The organism is Pseudomonas sp. 10S5 (genome assembly GCF_035019745.1).
Classification (GTDB): Bacteria; Pseudomonadota; Gammaproteobacteria; order Pseudomonadales; family Pseudomonadaceae; genus Aquipseudomonas.
This window is the reverse complement of sequence record NZ_JASJVL010000003.1, coordinates 195548-210102: the sequence shown is the minus strand read 5'-3', so window position 1 is coordinate 210102 and position 14555 is coordinate 195548. Positions and strand designations below refer to the sequence as shown.

Sequence of the window (14555 nt, the reverse complement as noted above, 5' to 3'; positions counted from 1 at the left end):
TGTTTTTCAAGAGCCGACGTTTTGGCGAGATTTAAACCAGATCCGTTAGATAAATCGCTTCGCAGACACGCTTGGCTGCCGCAAGAGCCGTGAACCTATTCTCGATAATACTCACACCAAACTCACGACTATTTCAGCCAGCGTTTTGGCCGGATCGGCAGCCAAGCTGATCGGGCGACCGATGACGAGGTAGTCCGAGCCCGCGTCGAGTGCCTGGCGCGGTGTGAGTATTCGGCGTTGATCATCCAACGCGCTGCCCGCCGGACGAATACCAGGGGTCACCAGTTGCAGCGACGGGTAGGCGGCCTTCAATGCCTGGGCTTCCAATGCGGAACACACTAGACCATCCAGCCCGGCCTTTTGCGCCAGGGCGGCCAGACGCAACACTTGAACCTGCGGCTCAACGTCCAAGCCGATATCAGCCAAATCGGCACGGGTCATGCTGGTCAGAACGGTAACGCCAATCAGTAAAGGTTTCGGACCGCTACGCTGATCCAACACTTCACGGCACGCCTCCATCATGCGTAAACCGCCTGAACAATGAACATTGACCATCCACACTCCCATCTCCGCAGCGGCCTTGACCGCCATGGCCGTGGTGTTAGGAATGTCGTGGAATTTCAAGTCCAAAAACACCTCAAACCCCTTGTTGCGCAAGGTCTCTACTATGTCTGACGCGCAGCTGGTGAACAGCTCTTTACCCACTTTGACTCGGCAGAGCTTTGGGTCCAGTTGGTCCGCCAGTCTCAACGCGGCGTCGCGGGTTGGAAAATCCAGGGCGACAATGATAGGAGTCTGGCAGGCGGACATGAGTAGGCTCTCAGGCAAGTCGAAATGGGCGCGGCATTGTAGCTGAACTGGCTGGACAGAGGCACGCTGCAATCTGCCTAATCGACAACTCATTAACATGTTGGCCGAGGAACGCCTAGAATTGAACCACTAGCAGTGCAGAGTGTTCTATAGGCACAACAACACAAGGAGAGTTCTTATGCCGTGGTATGCGTGGTTAATTTTAGTCATCGCAATTGGCTCGGTCGTCGGCGGTTTGTTGATGTTGCGCGACACTGCGACAAAGGTCGATCTGTCTGAAGAACAGCGCAAACGCGTCCAGCAACGCAACGCGGAAATGGACGCTAAAGAAGCCAAGGATCGTTGACCAAGCCTCTATTGGTCAGCTCTAGAAGAGAAGATGCTCAACGCTGTGGCTGGATAGATCCTGAAGCTACGACGTGACTAATCCGCTCCATCAACCGCCACGGCACGATGTGTCGGTATTGGCGACACCGCAATACGAAACGGCTGGAATATCTTGAACATCTGCCCGTTTTCGCGAAGCTTCTGTAAGAGGGCAGCGAATTGCTCTCCCGTTATCCTTGCCTTTGGGCTTAATAGCGCAAAGTGACGATACACTTGATCAATTCGATCAGATACCAACAATTGCTTGGCCTCCTCGCTGTTTCGTGCCATGTAATCGCTGAGGTAAGAGCGTGTGACTAAAGCGATGTCGGCACGGTCGCGCAACACCATTAGCAAATTCGCATCATGGGAATACGTCAACGTCGCGTTGAAATGCTCAGCCAGATATTTAGGATCGGCGTTAAACCCCGAAAATTCGTAGTGATAACCGCTAAACAGCGCCAGGCGTTTGCCCTGCAAGTGATCGAAATACGACTGGGTGCGGCCATCCATGCGCTTGGCGACAAAAATTTCGGCGTCTTCGAGGCCCATATCTACATTGACATGGGGGATGTCTTTCCATCCCCAATCCGGGTTTTCGAAAATGGCTACGTCGATCCGACCCTGCTCAAAATCCCGAAACCGACGGGGGATAGAGGTCGGCACCAATACAAACCGAAAGGTAGTTTGCACCGTATTCAACGACTCGGCTAACTGAGGTAGCAAGCCAGTGTCCTCGCCTTTCTCCGGGCGGATGGTGTAAGGCGGGAAATGGGCAGCGCCAATCCGAACCAATTGTTCCGCATTGGCCTGCAACGTCAATAGCGTGCAGAAACCCATTATCGATATTCGGAAAATTTTCCGGACAAAAGAGGATATCAAGACGGCACCCCTCCAAGTAGTTGGACCCACGTGAATTATCTATTCCTACTGGTTAATCATTTTCAAAAAAATGATATCAATACGCCCATTAGACCGGTTTTAAGTCTTATTTAACACCATCATCAATGCCCCTGCTGCCCACTGATTCAGCGTCATACTGCGTATCGCTGAATCAGGCCGAGGTTAATAGCGATGCGACTGTAGGAAAACGCCATGTGATGACCACTGCTTCTAAACTTTTTACTCATTCCCGGCGAGACTCTCCTCGGAAATAGCCCACCGGCGCGCTTCGATATGACGGCTCAATCCCCGGCGAATGCTTGGATGAGAGCTACGATATAAAATTTACACAGATTTAAAATCCGCACTTGTCGGAAAGGCGCCTATGGATAAAAACTTCAATGGCCGCTCACCATTGAACATACAGGGCCTGAATTGTGTCTACGCTCAACCTACCCTACCGCTGCTTGACCGGAGTTCGATATGCCACATTGGCTGGTGATTGATCTGGAGGCCACGACGGAAGACGGCGGCTGGCCGATGGCCGAAATGGAAATTATTGAAATCGGCGTGACCCTAGTGAACCAGAACGGCCGTGAACTCGATCATTTCGAGCGATTTGTGCGTCCGCAGCGTCGTCCTTTACTGACGCATTTTTGCCGAGAGCTTACGCACATCAGCCAAAGCAATATTGATAACGCCCAACCGTTGTCCATTGTTTGGCCACAATTCGAGCGCTGGCTCAGTAACCATCTTGCGCGTGTAGTCAGCTGGGCCAGCTGGGGTGAATATGATCGTCGGCAACTGGAGCAGGAGTGGCAGCACCATAATATGGTCAGCGCGCTCAGTACGTTGCCCCATGTAAACCTCAAGCAGCGGTTTATCGAAACCCGACAACTTCAGCGCCCCTTAGGCCTGAACGGCGCGTTGCAACTGGCCGGGATGCAATTTCAGGGGCAACAACACCGGGCTCTGGTTGATGCGCGCAATACCGCACGGCTCCTACCGTTGATTCTTCCAGGCAGATAATTCATTCCCGTTGGCACCCGTCCTAAAGCAGATGACGGCCTTTTATACGTTCGGCATACTGGACGACCTTTTTCAGCCCTTTTTGTAAGGAATCGACCATGTTCAAAGTCAACGAGTACTTCGACGGCACCGTAAAATCGATTGCTTTCAGCCAAGCAGAGGGCCAAGCCACTATCGGCGTAATGGCCGCAGGCAAGTACGATTTCGGCACCAGCCAGCGTGAAATCATGCACGTAATCTCCGGCGCATTGAAAGTCAAACTGCCCGGTAGCGATGAATTTGAAGAATTTGTATCGGGCACTCAGTTCAACCTGCCAGCCAATTGCAAATTCAAACTGGAAGTGGATGTAGATACCGCGTACTTGTGCGAATACCGCGACTGATGCAGGAGGGCGGGACGTCCATCGCGAGCTGACATCACTTATATAGAGGGTCGTCATTAGCGTTTCGCGAGAGAGGCGATGCGGCACAACGTGGATCACCTCTCAAGCGCATCCAATACCTCACCCGTCGAGACCACTGTTGCATACTCTCCGTGCAAGTTGCCCAGCGACATCGCGTGCACCTCTTCGGCGGTATGTAGATTGCCGAAGAAGTCAGCTTGATCGAAGGTGAAACAAGCGTCATGCGCGACCACTACTTCAAACCCAAGATTGCCTCCACTGCGCGCCGTCGACTCCACTGAGTTATTCGTCACGACGCCGACGATAATTACCTGAGTAATGGAATGGGTGCGCAAATAACGTTCCAATGACGTCCCACAAAACGCATCGGGCGTTTGTTTTTGTAACTCGCTCTCACCTACCACGGGCAGAAACTCAGGTTGATAGTCGACACCCGATTGCTCCGGCCAGAACACCGAACTCGGTGACCGCGAAAAATGCCGAACATGAATCACTGGACGGTCAGTCGCCCGCCAGACCAACAGCAGCCGAAGCATCTGCAGCTCGGCATAACGATTGTTGCGCCGTCCCAGCTTCGGGTGATTGATGCCGTTCTGCATATCAATCAGCACCAAAGCTGCATTGAATTGAATATCCATATGATCCTGGTCCTCTTGAGAGCGCTGAGTGCCTGCGCCAGTTTGATTGGCAAACTGTTCGATTACAAAGTCTAAAAACACACGGGTCCTGCCGGGCAACAGTTTATGTTCGCGGTACAGCGGGATATTGCCGTCGTCGACGCACCCGTCGGGCAAGACGCTTAGCAGCAGCCCATCACGTAAATTCGGAGCGGCGAACAACTCCCCAGATATACTGGCTTCCACGCAACTCCCCTGGCACCATTAAAACGCTCACTCTCGGAGAATCGCATGCCCAATCAGATTTTCACCAACAAAGTGGCGCTCATTCAAGGCGGCTCCCGAGGTATCGGCGCAGCCATCGTCAAACGCCTAGCCGAACACGGCGCAGCCGTCGCCTTTACCTACGTCAGTTCTCAAGCAAAAGCTCAGGAACTGCAAGACAGCATCACGGCCAAAGGCGGCAAGGCCCTAGCCATCAAAGCCGATAGCGCGGATGCCGAGGCAATCCGCCAGGCAGTGGACACCACCGTCAAAACGTTCGGCCAATTAGACATTTTGGTCAACAACGCAGGAGTCCTGGCCATCGCCCCACTGGAAGACTTCAGCCTGGAAGACTTCGACAAAACGCTGGCGATCAATGTTCGTAGCGTTTTTATTGCCTCACAGGCCGCCTCGCGGCACATGAAAAAAGGCGGACGCATCATCAACATCGGCAGCACCAACGCCGATCGCATGCCCTTTGGCGGTGGCGGTCCTTATGCAATGAGTAAGGCGGCATTGGTCGGCCTGACCAAAGGCTTGGCGCGCGACCTCGGCCCACGCGGCATAACCATCAACAACGTTCAACCAGGCCCCGTCGACACCGACATGAATCCGGCCAGCGGTGACTTTGCCGACTCCTTGATCCCGCTGCTTGCAGTGGGTCGCTACGGTACCGCTGACGAAATCGCCAGCTTTGTCGCCTACTTGGCTGGCCCGGAAGCTGGTTACATTACCGGCGCAAGTCTTACCATCGACGGCGGCTTCGGCGCCTGATCGCCGCCAAACGTCAGCCAATGAAACGGCCCAAGGCTTCCACCGAAGCCTAAGCCGTGATGCATTCAAGCGTTATCCTCTTAAGCACATGAAAATTCTGAAAAAAACTTTTGCCTTCGCCAAAGGTTTCGACTACATTAGCGCGCCTCGACAGACCGAATGGTTGGCGAGATACGGTGAGGTGTCCGAGAGGCTTAAGGAGCACGCCTGGAAAGTGTGTATAGAAGAAATTTTATCGAGGGTTCGAATCCCTCCCTCACCGCCACATTGAAACAACACGAAGCCCCTGAATTCATTGATGAATTGCAGGGGCTTCGTGGTTTCTGAGGTTTAAAAAGGGCGTTGGGATTCAATGCAGGCTGTCTGTGCTTTATAGCCTAAAAAAACAGCCAAGAAATATGGAATTTGGCAAAACGCAAGCAGTCTCACAGCACTCACCTATTCACTTTTCCGGTGGCTTTATGTGGAAACGACGCAGACCAAGACGTGTCGAACATGATCTCTCGGATGCTGCTGATAATCTTCGAGATGCAGTTAATGTGCTTTTAGACATTTCAGTTGAGCTGATACAAGGCGGCAATGGCGGCGCCCTCAAATCGATTGCCGGCGTGATCGTGGCCCTGCAAGACGATGAAGTAATACTTCGTGAGCACGCAGCGAACTTGAAATCGGTAGCGGGTGGACGCCGAACAAGTGACAGGCTGTCTACCGGCGAACCGTAAAGCATCAGAGGAGGACAGCAGAACTGGACCTCCTATTCAACAAAGTCCACTTTATTTATTGCCCGCAAACGGCCCACTTCACCCGTATTCGGCTGAAGTTTGGAAGGTGGCGCCTGACCATCAATTAACGTACTTGACCCGTCAGCGGCACGCGGACGAGCAAGCAAATTATTCAGTAGGCCCGAGCGCCATTTTTGCGATAACTGGGTCGGGGGAAATCACGCCGATCTTCATCCCCAACAACACCGCTACCTTGTGCGATTCTCCCCGTCGACCTTTCTTGTGGCCGGAAAGAATTTGATAGGTCGTAGACGGGTCAACGCCATGATCCCGTGCAAAATCCTGTACCGTCTTCCCTTGTTGCTCCAGCCAAGCCTTGGCTTGTGCCGCCGTTCGAATGCCAGACATAGGCAAATCCATCCAAATTCGTTCAAAATGGTTTATAAATAATCTATCGGCCACCCGAAAGAATAGAGCGATCTGCATTGAACATTCAAGTGAATGGAATTGGTTTCCGACTAAGGAAAGAAAGGGAGCGCCTCGGGCTTTCTCAGCGCGCCTTTGGCAAAAGCGGAGGCGTAGCGACTAACGCACAAGGAAAATACGAAGGCGGCGATCGTGTGCCGAAAGCGGGCTACTTTGCCGCGCTGACAGCCATTGGTGTAGATGTGCTCTTTGTCTTGACTGGCGCCAGGGCGCCTATCCGCTTTGACAATCTGAGTCAATTAGAGCAAAGCGTGCTGGCTAACTTCAGGTCTCTGCAGCCAGAGGACCAAGATGCGGTCAAGCGTCTAACAACCACCATTGCTGATTTATCGGCGCTGTATCCGACAGTCGGCTAATAATCCGGATTAAGAGCCATTGATTGACGGTATTAACATTTAGCTACAGATCACCCAACAGATTGGGTGGGCCGCAAAAATTGGCGCTGTGCATCTAAGACGTTTTTGGTACGCGTATTCGAAGTTACCAAACGATAGGTTGATCCCTCGTGACAACAGCGCGCAGGTCCACTAGATTAGGTGCCCGAAACGCCCGATGCTTTTCGCGCCTCAAATCAAGTCAATGAAATAGTGAAATTAATGCCTGACTCCCTTACCGAAGAAGCTGTGATCCCCTTGTCCTCTAAACAGGAATACGAAAACGCCATCAGCCTTTCACAGCACGTTTCGCAAGCTAAAACCATCAGTGAGATGGTTCTTGATGCGTTTCACACGGCTAAAGAAAGCGACCACATCCGCCAACTGCGGACAGCGATTCGCCAAGCCCAAGAGGCCGTTGATGACGATAAAGCCTACGAGTTAATGGGTGAACTTAAACATCTCAAAGACGCAGAAGCCGCCGGCACGGAAGCTTTGGCTGAACTGAGCACACAATTCTCGATTAGCCGAATTCTGTTCAGTTACAAAGATGATCCGGCGTTTCAGGAGTTAGTGTACGGCTTAGCGCTTAAAGTGCTGAATCACACGCATCAGAGCGTTAGCAATCCTCTTGTTGGCAAAAGCAAAAGCGCGCGCATCAAAAAAGAAATAGAAACCTTCACCATCAGCAAAGACGGCGTTAGCGTCAACTTGCCACTCCGCACGCCACGGGCAAAGCCGAATGTCGACCGTGAAGCCTTCGAGTTTCTCGGATTCGCCTTCATCGGTGAAGGTGATTCGGCTGAACTTCAAGTTCAGACCTTTGTGGACAGCGACGGCAACGCACAATCGGCCACTCGAAAAAACATCATTACTGCGCTTCAACAACAAAAAGCGTTCAGCGGGTATCAGATAGGCTAATTATCCATCTGCGCAAACAATCCGCGAGGTGAGAGCGACAGTGTTGGCAAGGCGGCGCATTAGTACACCGCATGATCCTTCGCCAACACACTCGTCAGTTCCTATCCCCGGTTCAGGCGGTTTTTTTATAGCGCAACCACACCCCGCCACCCTCCTGAACCTCTGCCGACACCAACGTCAAATAGGTCGGTTGCTTCCAGGCCTCGCTGGCCACTTCAAATGAAGCAGGATGTTCGCCTCGGCCATCAATCAGCGGCAGGATCAGCACACTGACTTCATCCACCAATCCAGCATTTATGAACGAGCCACTGACGTGAGGACCACCCTCGACGACCAGGTGTTTGATACCCAATTCATCCGACAGGATGTCGACAGTCTGCCGCAAATCAATCTCGGCCTTGCCACCAAACAGGTAGGAAACATTGATTGACTGCAGGTAAGCCAGATAATCATCGGCCACACTCTCAGCGACCACTTCGACCACGTGCGAACCTAAGGCTTGATTACTCTTCCACGCTACCTTGCCTTGGGGATCAATGGAGATTGCGTAGGTTGCAGCGTCACGCTGAGCAAAGTAGTGCGTGCGAGGAATAGGCGCCTGAGCCAGCCCCTTGGGATAGTCGTCACCGTGGGCGATTTCCTGCATAGTAACCCGCCCGCATACCCACGCATCGAACTCGAACTGTTGGGCAAGCTTTTCATAAAGATCGCCGGCGTTTTTTTTGAATGGGCGATCCCAGCCGTCCGTCAGGGCGTGGCCGTCCAAGGACGACATCATGTGGCAAATAACATAAGGCTTCATGGACAACTCCAAATAATTCGGGTGACGAGTTTGTGGTCAGGCTACGGCCTTGCGGCTGCCGGCTGATTAACGTCCCTGGATTCAAGTACGGTCTTGTCTTCGACACGCTCTTGTTGAAGAAATTGCTGTCCCACTTTCGTGTTATGCAGCTTTTATGGCGCTGGCCCGGTTGGTTTGATGGCCGCGCACTCGGCGATGATCAAAGGCGCCTCACACGTGTTCGTCGGCTACCGACCGGCTTCGTACCGGGCAAGCCAATGTCAAAGCCTATAACAAGCAACTCGCCGAGTTGACTGACCACGATCATGCAAGCCGTCGCAGATTATTTCTCACACGCTAAAACTATCTGGAAAGCCCAGCGCCTACGTGCACTTTGACGCGCGAGATAAGAGTTGACTACGTGGTATGAAAGCCTGCAGCTTGAACTTGAAGAGTGCCGCTCGGGTTCAGATCTGAGCGTCACTTCAACCATCAAAAAGCCAAGCTATATCCAATGCAAGCGAGCATGACGGCCAAGCAAGGACGTAATATGTTGTCGGAGATTTTGCCAGTTAGCTGACTTCCGATATAGATCCCGGGCAGTGAACCCATCAACAAGAAACCCAGCACATGCCAGTCCATATTTCCCATACTCGCGTGACCTAGACCCGCGACAAGAGTCAGGGGAACCGCGTGAGCGATTTCGGTACCTACCAATCGCCTTGTCGGCAAAAATGGGTACAGGATGAACAGTGCCACGGTACCCAAGGCACCTGCACCGATAGACGTCAATGCCACCATGGTGCCAAGTATCAGGCCGGTGATAACCGTCAAAATATTGAGGCGCGTGCCACTAAGGTTGTACTTTCCGCCCGCGCGTTTATGTGAAAACTCAAGGAGCTGCTTTCTGAAGAAGATTGCCAGTGCTGTCACCAGCAAGACGACTCCCAACGCTTGTTTGATTATCGCGTTCATGGTCTGAGGAGCGGTATGGAGGCTGCTCAGATACCACAGCGTCAGCGCAACGGCTGGGACGCTGCCAAGGGTTAGCCAACCCGTGACGGACCAATCTATATTCTTATTCTTTCGATGCACCAAAACACCACCGGACTTGGTGATGGCTGCGTACAGCAAATCTGTCCCTACTGCAGTGGCGGGGTTGATCCCGAACCAAAGAAGAATGGGCGTCATTAATGAGCCGCCGCCAACGCCCGTCATCCCGACAATAAACCCGACCGTCAAGCCAGCAATTACTAATCCAAAATTTCCAAGATCCATTACATGTTCCAATCAGCGCAAGCGCATGAAAAATCTGGACAGCAGCATAACGATCTTTCCATTCTTTGTTTATATTAAAACGATCTATCTTTAGACCCTCGTTGTTTCAAGTGGAAGGACGCTGTCGCCGAATTTCCGACAGCGTTTGAATCATCAAACCATTGGCAACGTAATACTCACTACACGTAACGCCAACCCTTCATACGCATCCAGCGTAATGGTGAACTCGCCGTTCTCGGTCAAGTCGCCTTCAACCCGCTCATTTATTATGTCTACCACTGGCCCCGGTGCGATATCGGGCAAGTGCAGGGTTTCGACGATTTGCTCATTGCTGAAGTTAAGCGCAGTAATTTGGGTACCCTTCCCCGCTGGTAGCTCGTGAACCATGATCAACAGCCCCGGATTCTGCACGTCGGGGATCAGGATTTGGCGACTGGCCGCAATATCGTAGGCTCGGCGCACTGCAAGAATTTTTTTCAACTGTGTGGCGAAAGAATCGCTACGTTGCAGCTGGTTGGTGATGCTGCCATAGAGGGTTTTCGGGCGCGGCATATTGCCAGCGGAAAACCCGGCGTCGGGGTCCATATCCACCAAATCGTAGGCGCCCCGGTGTATCCAACGGGTGTCACCGTCTTGCATAAGATGTTGGACCTGTTCGGCCGGCAGCGTAAGGGCGCCAACCAGGTCCCAGCCAGATAACGCGAAGACCCCAGGTTGCATGGCGTTGTACATCACTAGCAGCAGGTGAATGTGTTGAATCTGCTTAATGTCGGCGTCGGTGATGGCGTCGAGGTCACGAATGCCCAAGGCAGCAGTAATAATGCTGGCGGTAGTACAAGACACGCCGTTAGTGACGAACTTGAGGTTATAAGGCGCATGTTCGCCGGCCAAGCGCTCGTACATTTCTTCGCGGATGTGTTCGCGGAGAATGTTTCCGGGAAATGTCTGACCCTGATAGTGATAAGTGTCGTGAGCATGCAGTGTCCAGAAATGCACTAACTCCAACGTTAGTTCATCGTGATTTTGCAGTGCGTGGATCAGCGACGCGGGGTCGATACCGAATACATGCACTTGGCGCAACATCAGTCGCAAAAACTCGGTGGTGCTGGTGAGCAGCGCGTGCTGATAAGCAGGCCGCGTAATGAAATCGTAGGACAAGTCGGCCCCGCCGTGAGACATGGCGGCGATATCATCCAACGTCAGGTTAAGTTCCTGAAAGCTGAAAGCACCGGCTTTACGAATCGCGCCACCGAGTAATTGGTTGCCGGTGATCGACAGTGGATGGCTCTCGGACCAGGCGCTGCCCTCAGCCTTGCGCTCAACCCCAAGAAAGCCATTTGCGTCGAGACGCAACACCCGCGCGCCCATAACGTCGATGGCGTGCAACGCGTCGCCAATGATCATTTGCTGCGCGGCAAAGCTTGGGTCCAACCAGTTAAGCGACGGCTGGCCTTCCTTGAAGTAGTGCAAATACACCCAGCGTCGGTCTTTGCCATCAACCCCGGTCACCACCCCCGTGGCGCTCCAATCAGTCTCTTTGACTCCCGGTTCGAAAAAGATCACCCGCTGCAATTGGCCGACGATGTAGTGCTTGTCCCGAAGGACGTCCACCACATCGGGCAACAAGTTCACGGCATCGCGAGTAGGCGCAAGTTCGGGCAACAGGTGCCAATCTTCTTCTCTGATTTCCACCATGTGATACAGGCCGGGATAGTCCTCGTAAGCCATTTCGGCCAAGCGAAAATCCGCGCCTTTGCCGGTGTGAGACGGTATCACATCGTCAATCATGACCGCGTTGTGCGCGGCAGCCGTCCGGCTCAAGCCTAGCAATTGCGCCTCAGTGCCCAGTTCAGGGTCAATTTCAAAACTGATCCGATCAAAGTTGCCGTCAATACTCGGGGTGCGCTCCCGCCCCCGCAAACCGCCCGACGCTTTTAGCGGGCCATTGTGAATGCCTTGCACGCCAATTTCGGATAAGGCGCGCCACAGGGCTTCATCGCCCAGCGCTTCCAACACCGAACCACCTTTGCGGGTGATTATCGACGCTGGGTACGCGGTAAACCACACTGAGGCAATGGCCGAAGCATCCCGAGGCCGGGCTTGAGCATAGGGTCTTTGCCAGAGGCGGCCTTGGCCTGAATAAAGTTTCGCCCTCTGTTTTGCTGCGTTGAGCATCGATTGCTCAACCAACCAATCCACGTATTGCTTATCCGGGGTCGTCATACCGCCAGTTACTCCGTTGTCACGTTATTTGCACAATGTAAGAACCCAGGTGACCGCAAACGTTGCATAACCACGAGTTTTGTAATGGGCTGTTGGACCGCGCGAGCAAGGGCATGGGTCGCTTTTTGCCCAAAATAGCTATCGATTGAACGTACAAACGGTCTTGCGCGCGCGGGAAAATTTCTAATAAAAATTAATATTCAGGACACTAGTTCCAACGCCACACCCGTCGTAATTTTCATAAAGTAAACGTTTGCTGCATAACAAAAACTTTACCGCTCTGCTTTGCTTATTACAGCCGTGACTTAATGCCGCCCGTCTGCCACTCGCAACTCTTTTACCTATGTTCACTCCAGAACTATGAAGGTTGGTTTTATTCACAAACAAGAGAGACGGACATGAAACATACACTTGTTGCAGCTTTTGATAACTTCAGCGACGCCGACAAAGTTAGAACGGAATTAGTCGATCAAGGCATCGCTCATACCGATATCACCGTCGCGGCGGCCGAGAGCGATTCCACATCAGGTTTAGCCGCTGAATCTTCTTCAGGATTGGTCGATGAGTCTTCTAACTCCCGGACGGGCAGCCATAACGAATCCATGGGCGATAAAATTAGCCGTTTCTTCAGTTCGCTGTTTGGCAACGATGATGATGACAATCTGCATCACCACGCTGTCGCCTACCCCGAAGCCTACCGTCGAGGCTCGACGCTGGTGACAGTTACAGTGGACACCGATGAAATGGCCGACGAGGCTGAACATGTGATGGAGCGCAATGGCGCCATTGACATTAACGAGCGCAGCGCAAGCTGGGTGAGTAAGGATTTAACAGGCGAACCCGGCAGCTACATTTCCCCGGACTCCGGCTTGACCTCTCCTCCAGGGCTCAATGCTCGTGACAACATCCCCACTGACTCGGTGCGCGTATCCCGCGTCAGCGAGGGTCTGTTCAGTGAAACGGCGCGCCCAAGTGGTGTGAGTGAGCCCAGTACGTTGCGCGGAGACGACGTCATCGGCCAACGCCACACGGTTGATGGATTGGGCGGCGAGGTTGATGATGAACCAAACCCGCTAAAAGATCGTCGCTAGTTCTTGAGGCGTAGGGCGTCAGGACTAACGCCCTCGCCCCAATTTCCACAAGACCGTCATTGGCTGCAAACAGTAGAGCACCTGTGTTGCTGATCGCTGATATCAAACAGGTGCTTGGGGGTGTTACGGATTGCGACTAAGCTGCGTCTTTGTTTTTTTTGAACGAGATGCCGTGTGAAATTTAGTCTGCCAAAAATAGCCACCGCACCGTTCTGCCCGCCCGAAGTAGCCGGCTCGGTGGTTGTCGATTCTGGCGCCCCACTCTGGAAGCGCGTTGTTAAGTTCGCCGGACCTGGGTTGCTGATTTCAATCGGCTACATGGACCCGGGTAATTGGGCCACCGCCATCGAGGCCGGTTCGCGCTACGGCTACGATTTATTATTCGTGGTTCTGTTGGCAAGTCTGGCCGGAATCGCCTTGCAATGTCTGTGCTCGCGACTCGGCATTGCCACCGGTCGCGACTTGGCGCAATTGTGTCGTGAACGCTATAGCACCCGGTCGGCGCGCACTCAGTGGGTGCTCGCGGAAATATCGATCGTCGCCACTGACTTGGCTGAGGTGTTGGGCTGCGCCTTGGCGTTTCACCTGCTATTGGGCGTTTCCCTGACGTTCGGTATTGCCTTGACGGCCTTCGATACCCTGCTGGTGCTAGCCCTGCAAAATCGGGGTTTCCGCCGTTTGGAGGCGATCATGCTGATGTTAGTACTGACCATTGGCGTGTGCTTCTTCATCGAATTGATGCTGATCAAACCCTATTGGCCAGATGTATTCCATGGCTTCAAACCCTCTCTTTCTGCCATCAACGGGGCTGCACCGCTGTACTTGGCAATCGGGATTCTGGGGGCCACCGTGATGCCCCATAACCTCTACTTGCACACGTCAGTGGTTCAAACCCGGCTGATCGGCCAGGATTTGGCAAGTCGTCAAGACGCGGTACGGCTGTCGCGCATCGATACCATGGGCTCGTTAGCCTTGGCTTTTTTAGTCAATGCCGCAATCCTTATCCTCGCCGCTGCCGCATTTCATCAAACTGGCCACACCGGAGTGGTGGATATTCAAGATGCTTATCACCTGCTCGATCCCTTAGTGGGGGGTACCTTTGCAAGCCTGCTATTCGGCATTGCGTTGTTGGCTTCGGGACAGAGCTCAACGTTTACCGGCACCATCGCCGGCCAGGTGATCATGGAAGGCTTTTTAAACCTGCGCATCCCGTGCTGGCAGCGGCGCTTGATCACCCGCGGCCTGGCGTTAATTCCGGCGTTCACCGGCGTCTGGTTGATGGGTGATGACGCAGTGGGAAAGCTGCTAATCCTTAGCCAAGTGGTGTTGAGCCTGCAACTGCCATTTGCCCTGTACCCTTTGATCCGCATGACCAACGACAAGCGCCTGATGGGCACCTTCGTCAACAACCTGCCCACACGTCTACTGGCTTGGAGTTTGTTTGCGGGGATCAGCGTGGCCAACATTTGGCTCATCGCGCAGTTGTTGAATTAATCGCTGGTAGCCTTGCGAGTCTTTCGCCGCCCTCTACGC

The 14555-nt window shown here is 53.1% G+C and carries 16 protein-coding genes, 1 tRNA gene and 1 pseudogene; 11 read left to right on the top strand and 7 right to left on the bottom strand.

Annotated elements, in window-relative coordinates; all coding sequences use genetic code 11:
• Positions 1 to 111: 111 nt before the first annotated feature.
• Positions 112 to 810 carry an orotidine-5'-phosphate decarboxylase gene (gene pyrF, locus QN378_RS04145; RefSeq protein ID WP_322202472.1) on the bottom strand — a complete coding sequence of 233 codons (699 nt, stop codon included), beginning with the start codon at positions 808 to 810 and terminating at the stop codon, positions 112 to 114.
• A gap of 178 nt (positions 811 to 988) precedes the next feature.
• Between pyrF and QN378_RS04140 the strand changes: the two genes are divergently transcribed.
• Positions 989 to 1156 (top strand): DUF2897 family protein, encoded by a 168-nt coding sequence (locus tag QN378_RS04140; RefSeq protein WP_322202471.1) that lies wholly within the window; start codon positions 989 to 991, stop codon positions 1154 to 1156.
• Between the two features lie 77 nt (positions 1157 to 1233).
• On the opposite strand, the gene QN378_RS04135 is transcribed toward QN378_RS04140, so the two are convergent.
• A complete protein-coding gene (locus tag QN378_RS04135) occupies positions 1234 to 2016 on the bottom strand; it encodes a transporter substrate-binding domain-containing protein (RefSeq protein ID WP_322202469.1) in 783 nt (260 codons plus the stop codon).
• A gap of 525 nt (positions 2017 to 2541) precedes the next feature.
• Here QN378_RS04135 and QN378_RS04130 point away from each other — a divergent pair.
• Both QN378_RS04130 and QN378_RS04125 read left to right on the top strand, forming a co-directional pair.
• On the top strand, positions 2542 to 3087 hold the full coding sequence (locus tag QN378_RS04130; protein WP_322202467.1) for an exonuclease domain-containing protein: 546 nt from the start codon (positions 2542 to 2544) through the stop codon (positions 3085 to 3087).
• Positions 3088 to 3185: 98 nt separating this feature from the next.
• Positions 3186 to 3470, top strand: a complete 285-nt coding sequence (locus QN378_RS04125; RefSeq protein WP_322202464.1) for a pyrimidine/purine nucleoside phosphorylase — start codon at positions 3186 to 3188, stop codon at positions 3468 to 3470.
• Positions 3471 to 3565: 95 nt separating this feature from the next.
• Here QN378_RS04125 and QN378_RS04120 read toward each other — a convergent pair whose 3' ends face one another.
• Entirely contained in the window at positions 3566 to 4129 is a 564-nt protein-coding gene (locus QN378_RS04120) for a cysteine hydrolase family protein (protein ID WP_323547067.1), read from the bottom strand.
• Between the two features lie 270 nt (positions 4130 to 4399).
• On the opposite strand from QN378_RS04120, the gene QN378_RS04115 reads away from it, so the two are divergent.
• From QN378_RS04115 to QN378_RS04105, 3 genes are all read left to right on the top strand, one after another.
• Positions 4400 to 5146: a 3-oxoacyl-ACP reductase family protein gene (locus QN378_RS04115; RefSeq protein ID WP_322202462.1), complete on the top strand. Its 747-nt coding sequence runs from the start codon at positions 4400 to 4402 to the stop codon at positions 5144 to 5146.
• A gap of 175 nt (positions 5147 to 5321) precedes the next feature.
• A tRNA-Ser gene (locus QN378_RS04110) sits at positions 5322 to 5411 on the top strand.
• 133 nt (positions 5412 to 5544) lie between these two features.
• Positions 5545 to 5868 carry a hypothetical protein gene (locus QN378_RS04105; RefSeq protein ID WP_322202460.1) on the top strand — a complete coding sequence of 108 codons (324 nt, stop codon included), beginning with the start codon at positions 5545 to 5547 and terminating at the stop codon, positions 5866 to 5868.
• Positions 5869 to 6036: 168 nt separating this feature from the next.
• Here the strand turns inward: QN378_RS04105 and QN378_RS04100 are convergent, their stop codons facing one another.
• Positions 6037 to 6276 carry a DNA-binding protein gene (locus tag QN378_RS04100; protein ID WP_322202458.1) on the bottom strand — a complete coding sequence of 80 codons (240 nt, stop codon included), beginning with the start codon at positions 6274 to 6276 and terminating at the stop codon, positions 6037 to 6039.
• Between the two features lie 89 nt (positions 6277 to 6365).
• Between QN378_RS04100 and QN378_RS04095 the strand changes: the two genes are divergently transcribed.
• Both QN378_RS04095 and QN378_RS04090 read left to right on the top strand, forming a co-directional pair.
• Entirely contained in the window at positions 6366 to 6710 is a 345-nt protein-coding gene (locus QN378_RS04095) for a helix-turn-helix transcriptional regulator (RefSeq protein ID WP_322206839.1), read from the top strand.
• A gap of 240 nt (positions 6711 to 6950) precedes the next feature.
• The gene (locus tag QN378_RS04090) at positions 6951 to 7649 is read left to right on the top strand and encodes a hypothetical protein (protein ID WP_322202455.1); all 699 of its coding nucleotides are present in this window, start codon (positions 6951 to 6953) and stop codon (positions 7647 to 7649) included.
• Positions 7650 to 7761: 112 nt separating this feature from the next.
• Here the strand turns inward: QN378_RS04090 and QN378_RS04085 are convergent, their stop codons facing one another.
• Positions 7762 to 8451 (bottom strand): dihydrofolate reductase family protein, encoded by a 690-nt coding sequence (locus QN378_RS04085; protein WP_322202453.1) that lies wholly within the window; start codon positions 8449 to 8451, stop codon positions 7762 to 7764.
• Positions 8452 to 8686: 235 nt separating this feature from the next.
• Here QN378_RS04085 and QN378_RS04080 point away from each other — a divergent pair.
• Positions 8687 to 8847 (top strand): annotated as a pseudogene (locus QN378_RS04080) (aldehyde dehydrogenase); the annotation flags it as partial.
• Positions 8848 to 8922: 75 nt separating this feature from the next.
• On the opposite strand, the gene QN378_RS04075 reads toward QN378_RS04080, so the two are convergent.
• Both QN378_RS04075 and treS read right to left on the bottom strand, forming a co-directional pair.
• Positions 8923 to 9708 carry a sulfite exporter TauE/SafE family protein gene (locus tag QN378_RS04075; protein WP_322202451.1) on the bottom strand — a complete coding sequence of 262 codons (786 nt, stop codon included), beginning with the start codon at positions 9706 to 9708 and terminating at the stop codon, positions 8923 to 8925.
• Between the two features lie 153 nt (positions 9709 to 9861).
• Entirely contained in the window at positions 9862 to 11931 is a 2070-nt protein-coding gene (treS, locus tag QN378_RS04070) for a maltose alpha-D-glucosyltransferase (RefSeq protein ID WP_323547039.1), read from the bottom strand.
• Between the two features lie 398 nt (positions 11932 to 12329).
• On the opposite strand from treS, the gene QN378_RS04065 reads away from it, so the two are divergent.
• Positions 12330 to 13022 carry a hypothetical protein gene (locus tag QN378_RS04065; protein ID WP_323547040.1) on the top strand — a complete coding sequence of 231 codons (693 nt, stop codon included), beginning with the start codon at positions 12330 to 12332 and terminating at the stop codon, positions 13020 to 13022.
• Positions 13023 to 13196: 174 nt separating this feature from the next.
• Positions 13197 to 14516 carry an Nramp family divalent metal transporter gene (locus tag QN378_RS04060; RefSeq protein ID WP_323547041.1) on the top strand — a complete coding sequence of 440 codons (1320 nt, stop codon included), beginning with the start codon at positions 13197 to 13199 and terminating at the stop codon, positions 14514 to 14516.
• Positions 14517 to 14555 lie beyond the last annotated feature (39 nt).

Bases quoted from the DNA above. Each gene is read 5' to 3' on its own strand.
- pyrF (WP_322202472.1), bottom strand. From the start codon at position 810: ATGTCCGCCTGCCAGACTCCTATCATTGTCGCCCTGGATTTTCCAACC.
- QN378_RS04140 (WP_322202471.1), top strand. From the start codon at position 989: ATGCCGTGGTATGCGTGGTTAATTTTAGTCATCGCAATTGGCTCGGTC.
- QN378_RS04135 (WP_322202469.1), bottom strand. From the start codon at position 2,016: ATGGGTTTCTGCACGCTATTGACGTTGCAGGCCAATGCGGAACAATTG.
- QN378_RS04130 (WP_322202467.1), top strand. From the start codon at position 2,542: ATGCCACATTGGCTGGTGATTGATCTGGAGGCCACGACGGAAGACGGC.
- QN378_RS04125 (WP_322202464.1), top strand. From the start codon at position 3,186: ATGTTCAAAGTCAACGAGTACTTCGACGGCACCGTAAAATCGATTGCT.
- QN378_RS04120 (WP_323547067.1), bottom strand. From the start codon at position 4,129: ATGGATATTCAATTCAATGCAGCTTTGGTGCTGATTGATATGCAGAAC.
- QN378_RS04115 (WP_322202462.1), top strand. From the start codon at position 4,400: ATGCCCAATCAGATTTTCACCAACAAAGTGGCGCTCATTCAAGGCGGC.
- QN378_RS04105 (WP_322202460.1), top strand. From the start codon at position 5,545: ATGGAATTTGGCAAAACGCAAGCAGTCTCACAGCACTCACCTATTCAC.
- QN378_RS04100 (WP_322202458.1), bottom strand. From the start codon at position 6,276: ATGTCTGGCATTCGAACGGCGGCACAAGCCAAGGCTTGGCTGGAGCAA.
- QN378_RS04090 (WP_322202455.1), top strand. From the start codon at position 6,951: ATGCCTGACTCCCTTACCGAAGAAGCTGTGATCCCCTTGTCCTCTAAA.
- QN378_RS04085 (WP_322202453.1), bottom strand. From the start codon at position 8,451: ATGAAGCCTTATGTTATTTGCCACATGATGTCGTCCTTGGACGGCCAC.
- QN378_RS04075 (WP_322202451.1), bottom strand. From the start codon at position 9,708: ATGGATCTTGGAAATTTTGGATTAGTAATTGCTGGCTTGACGGTCGGG.
- treS (WP_323547039.1), bottom strand. From the start codon at position 11,931: ATGACGACCCCGGATAAGCAATACGTGGATTGGTTGGTTGAGCAATCG.
- QN378_RS04065 (WP_323547040.1), top strand. From the start codon at position 12,330: ATGAAACATACACTTGTTGCAGCTTTTGATAACTTCAGCGACGCCGAC.